This is a genomic window from Blautia sp. BIOML-A1, assembly GCF_009883055.1.
GTDB lineage: Bacteria > Bacillota > Clostridia > Lachnospirales > Lachnospiraceae > Blautia_A.
Genome location: NZ_WWVR01000017.1, coordinates 1 through 13,918 on the forward strand (window position 1 = coordinate 1; position 13,918 = coordinate 13,918).

Annotated in this window: 9 protein-coding genes and 1 CRISPR repeat array; all 9 genes read right to left on the reverse strand. The window is 40.6% G+C overall.

All coding sequences use genetic code 11. The features are described 5' to 3' along the window. Positions 1-222 precede the first annotated feature (222 nt). Positions 223-3,223: direct repeats of the CRISPR family, unit length 32 nt; unit sequence ATTTCAACTCACAGCCTCACGAGGAGGCTGAC. A 169-nt stretch (positions 3,224-3,392) separates the two neighbouring features. Continuing rightward, positions 3,393-3,683 (reverse strand): CRISPR-associated endonuclease Cas2, encoded by a 291-nt coding sequence (gene cas2, locus GT674_RS09270; protein WP_161285419.1) that lies wholly within the window; start codon positions 3,681-3,683, stop codon positions 3,393-3,395. An 8-nt stretch (positions 3,684-3,691) separates the two neighbouring features. Then, complete coding sequence (gene cas1c, locus GT674_RS09275) at positions 3,692-4,723, reverse strand: type I-C CRISPR-associated endonuclease Cas1c (RefSeq protein WP_161285420.1); 1,032 nt, start codon at positions 4,721-4,723, stop codon at positions 3,692-3,694. Then, on the reverse strand, positions 4,720-5,388 hold the full coding sequence (gene cas4, locus GT674_RS09280) for a CRISPR-associated protein Cas4 (protein ID WP_334297015.1): 669 nt from the start codon (positions 5,386-5,388) through the stop codon (positions 4,720-4,722). The genes cas1c and cas4 overlap by 4 nt, the downstream gene beginning before the upstream one ends. After that, positions 5,378-6,235 carry a type I-C CRISPR-associated protein Cas7/Csd2 gene (cas7c, locus tag GT674_RS09285; RefSeq protein ID WP_161285422.1) on the reverse strand — a complete coding sequence of 286 codons (858 nt, stop codon included), beginning with the start codon at positions 6,233-6,235 and terminating at the stop codon, positions 5,378-5,380. Before cas7c ends, cas4 begins: the two co-directional genes overlap by 11 nt. A gap of 3 nt (positions 6,236-6,238) precedes the next feature. Beyond that, complete coding sequence (gene cas8c, locus GT674_RS09290) at positions 6,239-8,149, reverse strand: type I-C CRISPR-associated protein Cas8c/Csd1 (RefSeq protein WP_161285423.1); 1,911 nt, start codon at positions 8,147-8,149, stop codon at positions 6,239-6,241. Continuing rightward, a complete protein-coding gene (cas5c, locus tag GT674_RS09295) occupies positions 8,146-8,883 on the reverse strand; it encodes a type I-C CRISPR-associated protein Cas5c (protein ID WP_161285424.1) in 738 nt (245 codons plus the stop codon). Before cas5c ends, cas8c begins: the two co-directional genes overlap by 4 nt. A gap of 14 nt (positions 8,884-8,897) precedes the next feature. After that, positions 8,898-11,351: a CRISPR-associated helicase Cas3' gene (gene cas3 / locus GT674_RS09300; RefSeq protein WP_161285425.1), complete on the reverse strand. Its 2,454-nt coding sequence runs from the start codon at positions 11,349-11,351 to the stop codon at positions 8,898-8,900. 157 nt (positions 11,352-11,508) lie between these two features. Next, positions 11,509-11,778, reverse strand: coding sequence for a DUF3892 domain-containing protein (locus tag GT674_RS09305; RefSeq protein ID WP_161285426.1), 270 nt, complete (start codon positions 11,776-11,778; stop codon positions 11,509-11,511). Positions 11,779-12,213: 435 nt separating this feature from the next. Further along, complete coding sequence (gene guaA / locus GT674_RS09310; RefSeq protein WP_161285427.1) at positions 12,214-13,791, reverse strand: glutamine-hydrolyzing GMP synthase; 1,578 nt, start codon at positions 13,789-13,791, stop codon at positions 12,214-12,216. Positions 13,792-13,918: the final 127 nt, after the last annotated feature.

Sequence of the window (13,918 nt, forward strand, 5' to 3'; positions counted from 1 at the left end):
AGTCGGTAATTTCACAGAGTCTGACATGTCAGCAACATGCTGACTGTGATTTGCCTCATGTCAGTGGGGGATACCGATTTCTCTCCGCCCACCACTGCCGTTCATTTTCTTGTTTACAATTCATCTCACCACCTATAGAGGTGGGAGAATCCTTGTTATATCTTGTTGAATAGGCAACCTCACAAGAAGCCTGACCTCAAACGGGGATTCTGACCCACGTGCATTTCAACTCACAGCCTCACGAGGAGGCTGACGGAGAAAGAGAGGAAAAGGGATATGAAACATGAAATTTCAACTCACAGCCTCACGAGGAGGCTGACTAGTAATGGCAACAGCCGGGTGCAGGAATCATTATATTTCAACTCACAGCCTCACGAGGAGGCTGACATTTTCCACGATGCTGATTAACTCGTTTGCGATATTTCAACTCACAGCCTCACGAGGAGGCTGACATTTCACGCCCTCTTCCATGCTGCTGTACGCTCTATTTCAACTCACAGCCTCACGAGGAGGCTGACGATGTGTCCTAGCAACTGATGCATGATGCATAGCATTTCAACTCACAGCCTCACGAGGAGGCTGACAGCAGAATGGATTGGATCGAGAGTTTCCGCTGACATTTCAACTCACAGCCTCACGAGGAGGCTGACGTGCCTGATCTAATGTTCTGCACGGCTCTTGACACATTTCAACTCACAGCCTCACGAGGAGGCTGACAGCTTGCAAATGGTCAAAAAGTACTTCAGCGGTATTTCAACTCACAGCCTCACGAGGAGGCTGACAAGTTCAAGTTCATATCCTTTATATTTGATTTTCATTTCAACTCACAGCCTCACGAGGAGGCTGACATTTTCCGTGAAGTCATTCCAATACCTGTCGTTATTTCAACTCACAGCCTCACGAGGAGGCTGACGATTATATGCAATATGGGGGGTACTTTTAACGAAATTTCAACTCACAGCCTCACGAGGAGGCTGACATGCCGCGAGGAACCCTGTCCCCCTTTTGTGGGATATTTCAACTCACAGCCTCACGAGGAGGCTGACGGTAAGGGGTATGCTTATGAAGTTATATGTATTCACATTTCAACTCACAGCCTCACGAGGAGGCTGACAACATCTGCGGCTGGAACAGCAAGCGGTGATACATTTCAACTCACAGCCTCACGAGGAGGCTGACGATACAACCGGTGTCCAAAATGGCGTATCAGCTATATTTCAACTCACAGCCTCACGAGGAGGCTGACGATGGACTCAAAAAGCTCGCTGTAAGTGTAGGCATTTCAACTCACAGCCTCACGAGGAGGCTGACGACAGAGGTAATTATCTCAACTCAAGTCCTTATAGATTTCAACTCACAGCCTCACGAGGAGGCTGACAGGCTAGTCTAGCAGAATCGAAAAATGTGATCATTTCAACTCACAGCCTCACGAGGAGGCTGACGGTTGTCATGGAAATGCTGAGAAGAGATATAGGTATTTCAACTCACAGCCTCACGAGGAGGCTGACAGAGCAGGTCTTTTTTTGTTTCTATCGAAGAAGCAATTTCAACTCACAGCCTCACGAGGAGGCTGACGAACGTCTTTTCCGCATAACGAATCGCCTTCCAGTATTTCAACTCACAGCCTCACGAGGAGGCTGACTGCTGGGTATGAGTTTGATCTTGTCGGATATGACATTTCAACTCACAGCCTCACGAGGAGGCTGACTTAAACCGGAAGATGTGAAAGCGATCTGCAATCTATTTCAACTCACAGCCTCACGAGGAGGCTGACATACAAAAAGCCAGGACAATCTCCGATACCATGCCATTTCAACTCACAGCCTCACGAGGAGGCTGACTATTTTAAATTCTGAAAAATATCTTGGTGCACTATTTCAACTCACAGCCTCACGAGGAGGCTGACGTAATTGACAGCCTTGTTGGTGTCTCTGCTCCACATTTCAACTCACAGCCTCACGAGGAGGCTGACGGACGAAAATGCTGTGCATCTACAATGAATACACATTTCAACTCACAGCCTCACGAGGAGGCTGACACACCGTGGTGGTAATACTAATACCAGTTACAATATTTCAACTCACAGCCTCACGAGGAGGCTGACAATCAGCGAAGAAAGATATATCCCGATGAATCCATTTCAACTCACAGCCTCACGAGGAGGCTGACGTCAACAAGCAGCCGACAGTTTTTGATGTAGATATTTCAACTCACAGCCTCACGAGGAGGCTGACCGTGGTCGATGTTACATTTACAACCATGTCTGACATTTCAACTCACAGCCTCACGAGGAGGCTGACCATATGGAACTTCCGGCTACATTCTGTCCATGGAATTTCAACTCACAGCCTCACGAGGAGGCTGACTGGTTATGAAACCATGAACCGTAATAGAGAACTATTTCAACTCACAGCCTCACGAGGAGGCTGACGATATGACAGGTCTTGAACTTGACAGTGCTACTGTATTTCAACTCACAGCCTCACGAGGAGGCTGACTGTAGCAGGGTCTTATGTACTTGGAATTGTGAACATTTCAACTCACAGCCTCACGAGGAGGCTGACGTAATTTTTGTCCCACTCTTCCGGCAACTCCCACTTATTTCAACTCACAGCCTCACGAGGAGGCTGACTTAAGCCCCCACAGCATTGAAATTCCTTGTCGATATTTCAACTCACAGCCTCACGAGGAGGCTGACGATAGCACCATTATGCGCTGTACCCCCTTCTGTTATTTCAACTCACAGCCTCACGAGGAGGCTGACGGATCAGAGCCAGATCGGAGCTACATCAAAGGCATTTCAACTCACAGCCTCACGAGGAGGCTGACGGTCATTGACTTGTTTCACAAGAAAACATCACTATTTCAACTCACAGCCTCACGAGGAGGCTGACGGGCAGGGCGTAGAAAGAAGAGATGAAAAATGAGAATTTCAACTCACAGCCTCACGAGGAGGCTGACGGAACTTAAAACAGATGCAGAAATCGTGAATTTTATTTCAACTCACAGCCTCACGAGGAGGCTGACGTAGTAGAGGATATATCAGAAATACCAGAAGGTATTTCAACTCACAGCCTCACGAGGAGGCTGACGAGTATTCGAACCAAGACGTTAGGTCTTAACAAAATTTCAACTCACAGCCTCACGAGGAGGCTGACGGTCATAAGACCCGAGATAGTTTTAATCCTAGAATTTCAACTCACAGCCTCACGAGGAGGCTGACAGCAATTTTAAACAAAAATCATTTTATCTAAAACTGTTTTTTATATTTATTGCATAAATTCTTTTTAATTTTCCTTCGTATCATCATATTTTACAGTGCTCAACTTATAAAACTCGCCTGTTTTCTGGTGCGAATGTTCTGGGATTTTTCTGCTCACATACCTTTCGCACTACAATATTAAAGTATCTGTAACATCAAATCCAGGCTTTGCGCCAATATGTTCTACTTTATTTTTGTACTTTTCACCCAGATAATAAAATCTCAGGCTGTCCATGTCTTGATCTATAATACTCTCCAGAATATTCTTCACCTGCCTGCATTTTGTTGCATCCATCTGGCACTCAAATACTGAATTCTGTACTCTCTGTCCATAATTGGTACACTCTTTCGCAACTTTACGCAGGCGTTTTCTTCCTGCTGCTGTTTGTGTATTCACATCATATGTTATCAAAACCAGCATTGTCTCACCTACTTCCAGAAAAATGGCGGATATTCATCCAAATCTCCTCTTAGATATCTCGCCAGCAACATACTCTGAACATACGGAGCCATTCCCCATTCTATCTTTTCATCCAGAAATGGATGTTTAATGGTTTCCTGTTTTTTTGACTGCCAAGCTGACAAAAAAGCTTTCCGACCTTCATCTGTCATAATGACCGCTTCATTTTCTTTTTTTATGAAATACTTATCCTTCATAATTCTTTTATTGATCAATGTCAAAACAAAACGATCTACCATAACGCTTCTGAATTCTTCCATCAGATCCAGGGCTAAGGACATACGCCCAGACCTGTCTGTATGAAAAAATCCAACGTACGGATCAAGGCCTACTGCTTCCAGTGCAGATCCGCACATTCCTGCCAGCAAAGAATATCCAAATGACAGCATGGCATTAACGTTGTCCAAAGGCGGTCTCTTATTTCTTCCACGAAAGTAAAAAACTTCTTTCTGCTGTAATATCAGTTCATCAAACACAGAGAAATATACAGAAGCAGCCTCTCCTTCTAGCCCTAATAACTCCTCTGTACTTTCACATCCTCTTATTTTTCCCATGTTCTGTGCAAGAAACAGAGATTTCTTTTTTATGTTTTCTACATCCAGCCGCATGGCATAGTCCCTTACAGCCCTTTCCAAAACCCACCTGGAATTATACACTTTTCCAAGAATAAAATTTCTGGCTATATGTATATTTTCTTCCCTGTTATCGCTGATTCGATACTGCTGTTTTCTCAACGTTACATTTCCCTTTACCTCACCAGAAATTCTGGCCAGAAATCTTCCATTTCCAGACATAAAAGAAAGATCTATATTTCTCTGCGCACACGCTCCCATAAGTGCTGGACTGGCCCCCGTGTAGCCAAATGTAATGATTGCCTGCAGATTATGTAAAGGAACTCTTCCAATTTCGGTCTGTTCTTCCAGGACAACTACATTTTCTCCATCCAAAGACAGATACTTATTCCCAGTTGTTACATACAATGTATTCAAAAGCCTTTTCATTCTTTTTCCTCTTCTGCAATGATTCTGTCAATATATCCGGAAACAGAGTTCTTTTTATTCAGAACAGGAATACAAATATCTTTCAAAGAACAGGCATTGCACTTTTTGCTTGTCTTTACTTTCGGTGTATATCGCTGCTCATAATATTTATGCATCTCTGCAAATATCTTTCGAACCTTTTCCCGCACTTCATCTGTAAATTCTACTTTCATGCGATGTCTTGTTTCTCCATAAAAGATATAGCCATAAGATATATCGCAGCATAACATTTCTTCCAAACACATTGCCTGTGCCGCTACCTGAAGAAGATCCGAATCATCTGTTTTCGGCCTGCCTCTTTTATATTCTATCGGAACAGCCTTATAAAGTCCATCTTTTCCTGCCAGGTGAATCCCATCTTTTACTTTATGAAATTCTACCACATCACATTCGCCACTCACTCCCATTTCCCGGGAGTGAATTGGCATTGCACGTACGATCAAAAGATCTCCTCTTTTTTCGTTTATGCTTGCATCATGTGCGTTTTCATGAAGAATTTTTCCTTCCACTGTTCTGACATTCTCCTGCCACTGCAATTCTATATATGCCAATGCCCACTGTCTTCGGCAGAATGCAAAATGCTGAATTCCGGATAACTGAAGAAAATCTTCTTCCTTATACAAAATCAAATTCCTCCGGTTCTTTGCATCCGTCTACATGCCATAAGATTTCGTAATCTGTAAATTCTCTTGGATGTTCCTCTTTACATTTAATATCAAAGCCTCTCTGGATTTTTCCACTGGAAACAGCAGGCGTTTTTTCATCATGCTGCCACCAGTACATTTTGCAGACTTCCATACTTCCTTCCGGTCTTGCAGAAGAAGCATCATTTTCGAACAATGTTTTTAATGCCTCTTTCAGCAATTCTGCATCTTCCTGACTGAATCCTGTTTTTTCAGCAAGCTGAACATTCACACTTCCCATTACTTTATATACCGCAAAGCCTACTCTATGTTTCGTGCCCATAGTATCTGAGGCCTTGCTCTCTTTTCCGGATTCGCTGTTCACACTCTTAGTGATCTGCATACTGATGATATCAATTGGTGAAAGGCTGATTGCCTGATGAATGGAAACAGGTCCTCTTACTCCAAATGATACCGGAATTCCTTTAAATGCGAAAACCTGACCAAAAGCTCTGACATCCAGCCACTCTTTGCAGGCAATCGCCGCACAGGCATCGCGATTTGCATTTTTCTTATTTCCTATCTGAGCTTTCAGTTCCTCACATCCATCTGCACGGTCTTTCAGACTGGTATACGAATCATCTGTACGGTCATCTGACTGTACAAAGATTTTCTGTCCAAGATCCTGAAGGCGATTTCTTATCTTTCTTTTAATACACACATCTGATATTTCACCATATCCATCCATGTTGATTCTTGGACGATTTCCATTTAATGGATCTCCATTTGGATTCGCATTATCAGCACTTACAAATAAAGTAAAATCAATTTTTCCCTTTAATTCACTCATCGTTTATTCCTCCTCTTCCTTCTCTTTGGAATCTTCCTTTTTCAGTTTCAGATCATAAGCCTGGCTATGAAAACCAAGAAGATATAAGCCATTTAATTTTTTATTATCTTTGAAACTATCTACTTCAAATAACTCATAAATGTCGTTTAACAGATTTTCATAAAAACGTCTTTCAGCAATTCCCAATTTATTCATATATGGCTGGATATTTTCTTCAATTACCTTCCATGTTTCAAAAGGTCTCTGGGAAAAAGTGCTCATGTATCTTTTTGCATTTGTAACCCTTGCTTTATCTCCATCATCATAAGTACGATACTCAATCCGGTCTGCCACTGCCAGTAAACGTCCGTATAAATAATTTCTGTCCTTTTGTTTTTTATCTAATGCCACATTCCATTCCTCCTTGTTTCTTTTTTTTCTGTCTTTTTTCACCAGAGAACACGCCAGCGTTAAAACCCTTTCCCAGTTATTTTGCTCTTTGTATGTCAATGGATTGGAAGCCTTTAACACAGCTCTGTTCACATAATCCTGCGGGATTTCAGTTCCGTTCCAGATACAGGGAATCAATCTTCTCGCAACTTCCGCATACATCTTCTTTCCGTTTGCGTCCACAATCGCAAGTCCGCCGTTACTTTCTATACCAAACAGAATCTCTGCTACGTCTTTTACACCGACCATTCCGGAAAACTGTATTCTTTTTTTGCCTTTCCATTTTTCATGGATCCAGTTACAGCTTTCATGCCATTTCTTTATATTTTCCAGATATCTCGCAGAGTCCAGAGTCATCTCCTCAACCATGGATAATCTTCCCGGTGTGGCTGCATCAAAGCTAAGAAGAATCATTGCTGATGTATTATCTACTTTTTTTCCATATCCACGAAGTGCTCTGTAAAATTTTTCAGCAGTGACTGCATTTCCATCTGATATGATTTCTTCAGGTTCTTCATCATCCCAGTCATATTCCGATGCGATAACTTCTGTATCTGCATTCCATCTTGGCATACTCAGTCGATTAGATTCCCATGTAACAACTGCCAACGTATCAAAAAACGTTCCCTGTTTCCGGATGATCCATTTCAAAGCATTATGAATCTTCTGAGAAGTTTCATTTCCTACAGCAAAAGCCTCTTCTCTGCTTACAAACCGTCCCCGATAGGTAAAATTCTGGCTGTCATTTGACGAGATCAACTTTGCCCCATCACCTTCATTACGGATTTTTTTAGAATGAAGATAGGAAATAGCTTCCATATTTCCGGTAAGATAGCACAATCCTTTCTCTTTTTCCCGGGATCGCACATAATTTATATAACAATCCTGAAGTGTTCTGTCTTTCCAGCATTCATCTGTTTTTAATTCAAAAAGATCTGGATTTGACGAACGAATGATAAAACGCACAAATGCTTTCGTCTGTACAATTCCCTGAATATTTTCCTTATCATCAATCTGGTTCTGTTCATCCAATTTTATAATCTTTTTATCGACCAGATCAGAGATCAGGGTATTTTTTTTCAGGTATAAATAAATTGCCCGAACCTTCTCATGACAATATTCTGATTCTACCCATTCTCTCAACTGAGAAATATACAATTCATGACAGATTCCATCATCTTTATAATATTTTGTATAGTCTCCCGCAAGATATCTCAGATTATCGCACAACGGATGCGGCTCCTTTCCCGCAGTACGACTTCCTGATTTTTCTGTAACCGGTATGATTGTCAATTTATCATTAAGATCTACCGGTTCTGCATTTATAAAATCGCCATTACAATTAATAGTCACTGTTATCTGTGCGGTCACAGTAGTATGAAACGGTGGCAAAAGAACATATGGCATTTCTCCCCGATACTCAATGACACCTATTTTGTCACTGTTTATCTCATACAGATCAATGAGTTCAGTTACCCAGCTCACTCTCCCACCTCCTCACTGGTAAATTCTTTTAGACCTGTAAAATTATCTTTTCCGAAAATTTTACGTTCCATTTTTCTAATGTGTCTTTTCTGTGTACATTCTTCCGGTCTTATAAATTCTATAATTCCTCCCTTCTTCATAACCGGTTTCCAGAAACGCACCGTCATTTTTCCCTTATCTTCTTCCAAAACAGCTTCATCCGCATATGTTATGCCATGATACATAAAACCGTAATCTACTTCTCCGGTCATTGTATCATAAAAGCTTTCTCCCTCACCAAATGTACAAGGTTCTTCAAAAGCCTGACACTCTCTTGTTCCAAGAAAAATATCTCTGCGTCCGCCTCGCTTGACCATCCTTTTGGCAATATTATGATGTTTATACTCATTTCGATCATCTTTCAATTCTGTATGATTATAATTTATTTCAAAATGCGCACGTACTTGATAACGAACATTTTTCAGATACGTATAGTATGCAAGCTCATTACCACCATTATATGCGATCGGACGGATACCTTTTGTTTCTGTCTGAATCGGATTCATTACTCTTACTGCATCTACAATCCACATGATCGTAGGTTTCCAGTAAATGCTTTCCACAATTCCCCGCAAGGCTTCATATGTGGGAATATGATAACTTGTCTTTTCTCCACCGACACGCATAACGGGATCAGAAAAAAGTGCATATGGTCCATATACTTCAAACTCTATTGTATTTCTATATTTTTTCATGTTTCTCACCACCTTTATATGCTGCAATAACTCATCTTTGGTTCATCTACAACCCCTATATTTTTATCATAATATCCATCACTCAATACCAGAATCCCTTCGCTGTTTTCATATATGACATTTCCCAGTTTGCTTTTTCTGGTTTCCGAGATGCCGACCGTGTATCTCTGTAATTTTCTCAATATCTTTTTCTTTTCTGTTTCTGTTCGCACTTGTAATAGTTCTTCCAACAACTGATGCGACTCAGTTTCATATGGAACAACAACTCTTACTTTATAAGTATCAGAAATCACTTCAAACTCATGTCCTGCTGTCTGGAAAGCCTGCGGAAGTTTTATATGCATTTTTTCTTCATGTTTTCGTCTGTATTGATTCTGACCTGTTTGATTTTTTCCCAACAGATCCACTAAGGTTACAGGCACATTATATATTTCAGCCGGAAATTTCGTTTCTGACTTTCTTAACTGTGTATGATACACTGAATAATAAAATTTTATAGCTATTTCTGAGTCCAATGCATAATTAAACTTTTTCTTATCATGCTTAAAATCATCAAGCACCTTTTGCAAAGCCGCCTGTGCGTTTCTTATTTCTCTCAAATGTTCCAGTTTTTCCGCTTCCCGGGACATCTGCACAATATAAACCGCCCCCATTCTTCCCAGTTCTTTATGTCGGTTGCATCTTCCTGCTGCCTGAATAACATTGTCAAGGCCAGCTTTTGACCGGATTACGCATCCGAAAGAAAAATTCACTCCCGCTTCCACAACCTGTGTACTAACACAAATAATCTTCTTTGATCTTTCTTTTAATGCATTTCTTATTTCTTTCAAAGTATCCAGTTTATGTTGTGGGCACATATTATTACTCAGATGGAAAATCTCATATTCTTCCGTACAGCTGTCTTCCAGTTTTTGAAATACTTCAAATGCACATTTTGTAGTATTTACAATTACTAAAGTACTTCTATATTCCTCTGTTTTTTCTAATACAAAATCTCTTAGATCTTCTGTTTCCATCCCTCCGGCGTATCTTTCTGTTTCATCGATGATCTCAACTCGTTTAAAAGCTTTTGCGTATTTTTCAGATTCTCCTGACATCTCCAGGCACTCGCAGATATTATTTTCTTCAAGAGAAGCCAGTGTCGGCTGTGTAGCCGAACATAATACCACTGTTGTTCCACAAAACTGAGAAAGAAAATTCACAGCCAGATTAAAAAGTTCTGTGCATTTAACCGGAATCGCCTGCACTTCATCAAATATGATAACGCTGTTACATAGATTATGCATTCTACGAATACAACTCTTCTGATCAGAAAATAACGTATTTAAAATCTGTACTGCTGTTGTTACAATAATTGGTGAATCCCAGGTCTCTGTGAGATTTCGATATTTTTCCTCTTCTCCTTCTTCACAGATTACATTACAGTGATGTTCCAGCACAGCAGAAGGCAGTCCCGTTGCTTTTCGAATTTCCTCTGCGTTCTGTTCCAATATGGATGTGAACGGTGCTATATAAATAATACGATTTTTCTGTTCTTTCCTCGCATGATAGAGTGCGAAACGAAGACTACTGAGCGTTTTTCCGGCACCAGTTGGCACTGTCAGGCGATATAGTTTCTGAACCGTTTCAGCTGCCTTTCGGCAGGAGTCAGATATCTCCTGTCGAAAACTGTTCAGCTGATTTCCATTGTCCGGATTATTCTGAATTTCATTTTTCAGATACTGCTCAAAATTATATATGCACTTCTGCCATATTTCCTGAGTCTCTTTCTGCGAAATTCTTTTCGATAAAGGAATGTCCTGAAAAAAACATGCCGTATCTGTCCAGTCACCATCAATCAGCAACGACAACGCAATTCTCAGATACATTCCCAGATAAAAATATCTGCTTCCATATTTTTTCCCGGAAGAATCCTGTTTTTTGACAAATTCATTTATCTTATTAAAGATTTCCTGATATGACTGGATCGCCTTCTCTCCGGATTCCTTCAACATTTTTTTATCATAGATCTGGAAAAATTTTTCTTTAATATACGCATACTCGATTTCTTTTTTCAGACGTCGTTCCTGTAAACTCTGACCACTCTCCAGATTAATGCAATCTTCCATTCCATGGTGAAAATAAATCAATGTGCTGATAAATTCCGAGACAGGCCATTCCTTTATTAATTCAAGTGCAATTCTTCCACCGGCAGTAGAATGATCCAGACCATGTTTATGCACCTTATCCCCCATCTTCAGAATATTCTTAAAATCATTCTGATTTGCTGCACCAAGCTTTCCTGCATCATGAAGAATTCCCGCCAGTTCTACAAGGTTTTTCAGTTCTGGAAGTTCACAGACATTACTTGAAAAAAAAGCAACATTTCCTGCGTGTTCCTGCATAGACTGGACTCTTTCTGTTTCATAGTCTACATGAGCCCGTGTACACTCTTCCGTTTCCAGAATACTTATTTCTTTATCTTTCATTCAGTACTCCTTGTGTTATATGTCTGTTTTTTGCAATATTAAATTTTTATTTTATGTATTTTTACTATATTTTATCAAGATTACAGTCTTAATACAAGGCAGATTTCGAAAAAACGTTCGATTTTCCATATCTGCCTTGCCGACAAATCTTTCTTCTTTACTCACGCGGCAGCATCAATAAATTATCTTCTGATGTACTATTCGCCACAGAACGAACATATTTCTCACCCTGTGAACTTACTGCTGAAATAAGATATGGGTATGGAAAAATATTTACGGTAATGGTTTTAGGGAATTTTTGCAGATAATCGTAAACCTCTGATTTCTTCCAATATGTACCTGTCTGATCCATATAGATAGGCTCAATATCCTGTACATCTCCGGAATTACCACAGTTACGTTTCATTTTGATTTTAATCGCTTTCATGATAAAATCCTCCTTATGATATTTTATTGTAATGAAAATATCATAGAAAGGGTTTACAAAAATCGCGAAATAATTTAGAATAGATTTGTTTGGATGCTATTCAAATTATTTTGGATTGCATTTTCTATGATGAGCTACTTAGTATTACCAGTACTAGGTAGCTCTTTTTCATTACAGCTTTATAATATTCCTTTTATCTTTCCATGTCAATAGTTTTAACAAATAAATAATAATATAAAGAATATAATCAAATGAATAATAATATAAACTCAAAAAGCAATTGAACTATTTTCAATTGCTTTTTCCTTAACAAATATATAATAATATTTTTCAACTCACAGATTTTCATCTGACAATAAATAAAGACAGCAGGACTTTTTCTTTCCTGCCGCCTTCATTCATATTTTTTTGCTTCTCTTATTTATTTCACAACCATTACTCAAACTCAATCGTTCCCGGCGGCTTGCTGGTCAGATCGTAGAATACGCGGTTCACGCCTTTAACTTCATTAATGATACGGCTCATGACTTTATTGAGTACCGCATAAGGGATCTCAGCGGCTTCAGCTGTCATGAAATCGATTGTCTTAGCTGCGCGAAGAGCCACTGCATAATCATAGGTTCTGAAATCTCCCATAACACCTACGCTTCGCATATTTGTGAGTGCTGCAAAATACTGGTTCGGCATCCACGGTGCTTCTTCACCGTTTTCTGCTTTGTACTCTTCTGCTGCTTTGTCGATCTCCTCACGATAGATAAAGTCAGCATCCTGAACGATACGGACTTTCTCTTCTGTGACTTCACCGATGATACGGATTCCAAGTCCCGGGCCAGGGAATGGCTGACGGAACACCAGTCTTTCCGGAAGACCAAGTTCAAGACCTGCTTTACGAACCTCGTCTTTGAACAGGTCGCGGAGTGGCTCAATGATTTCCTTGAAATCAACGAAATCCGGAAGACCTCCTACATTGTGATGAGATTTGATCACTGCAGATTCTCCACCAAGACCACTCTCTACAACGTCAGGATAAATGGTTCCCTGTGCAAGGAAATCTACCGCACCGATCTTCTTTGCCTCTTCTTCAAAGATACGGATAAACTCTTCACCGATGATCTTACGTTTTGCTTCCGGCTCAGATACGCCGGCAAGTTTATCGTAATATCTCTGCTGTGCATTGACACGAATGAAATTCAGGTCAAACTGACCATTCGGGCCAAATACACCCTCAACTTCATCTCCTTCATCTTTACGAAGAAGTCCATGATCTACAAACACACAGGTAAGCTGCTTGCCAATAGCTCTGGAAAGAAGTCCTGCTGCAACGGAAGAATCAACTCCGCCTGACAGTGCAAGAAGAACCTTGCCGCCGCCGACTTTTTCACGAATCTCTCTGATCGTATTCTCAACGAAAGCATCCATCTTCCAGTCTCCGGCACATCCACATACACCAAGTACAAAGTTGGACAGCATGGTCTTTCCTTCTACAGAGTGAAGTACCTCCGGATGGAACTGAATCGCATACAGTTTCTTGTCTGCGTTTTCTGCTGTAGCTACCGGACAGTCTGCTGTATGTGCAGAAATCTCAAATCCCGGAGCCGGTTTGGAGATATAATCTGTATGGCTCATCCAGACGATAGTTTTTTCTGAAACATTCTGGAAAATTGCAGAATCCTTCTTGTCAACCAGAAGTTCTGTTTTGCCATACTCGCTGACATCTGCTTTTTCAACTTTTCCACCAAGGACATGCATCATCAGCTGTGCGCCATAGCAAAGTCCAAGTACCGGGATTCCAAGTTCAAACAGTTCTTTCTGATAAGTCGGTGCATCCGCTTCATAGCAGCTGTTTGGACCGCCGGTAAGGATAATTCCCTTCGGATTCATTTCTTTAATCTTTGCAATATCTGTCTTGTAAGAATAGATTTCGCAATATACGTTGCATTCTCTGACGCGTCTCGCAACCAGCTGATTGTACTGACCGCCAAAATCGATGACAATAACTAATTCTTTTTTCAAGTCTTTCCTCCTGTAATTTCTCTAAACTCGTCACTGTTTACTTCGTTCGCAGCAACATCACTTTCTCAAGAATCTTTGTAACTGTTCAGTACCTTCACAGTTATGAATCTTTACTAATTATAAATGA

Coding starts and splice junctions, on each gene's coding strand:
- cas5c (WP_161285424.1), bottom strand. CDS start 8,883: ATGAAAAAATATAGAAATACAATAGAGTTTGAAGTATATGGACCATAT.
- cas7c (WP_161285422.1), bottom strand. CDS start 6,235: ATGAGTGAATTAAAGGGAAAAATTGATTTTACTTTATTTGTAAGTGCT.
- cas2 (WP_161285419.1), bottom strand. CDS start 3,683: ATGCTGGTTTTGATAACATATGATGTGAATACACAAACAGCAGCAGGA.
- GT674_RS09305 (WP_161285426.1), bottom strand. CDS start 11,778: ATGAAAGCGATTAAAATCAAAATGAAACGTAACTGTGGTAATTCCGGA.
- cas3 (WP_161285425.1), bottom strand. CDS start 11,351: ATGAAAGATAAAGAAATAAGTATTCTGGAAACGGAAGAGTGTACACGG.
- cas1c (WP_161285420.1), bottom strand. CDS start 4,723: ATGAAAAGGCTTTTGAATACATTGTATGTAACAACTGGGAATAAGTAT.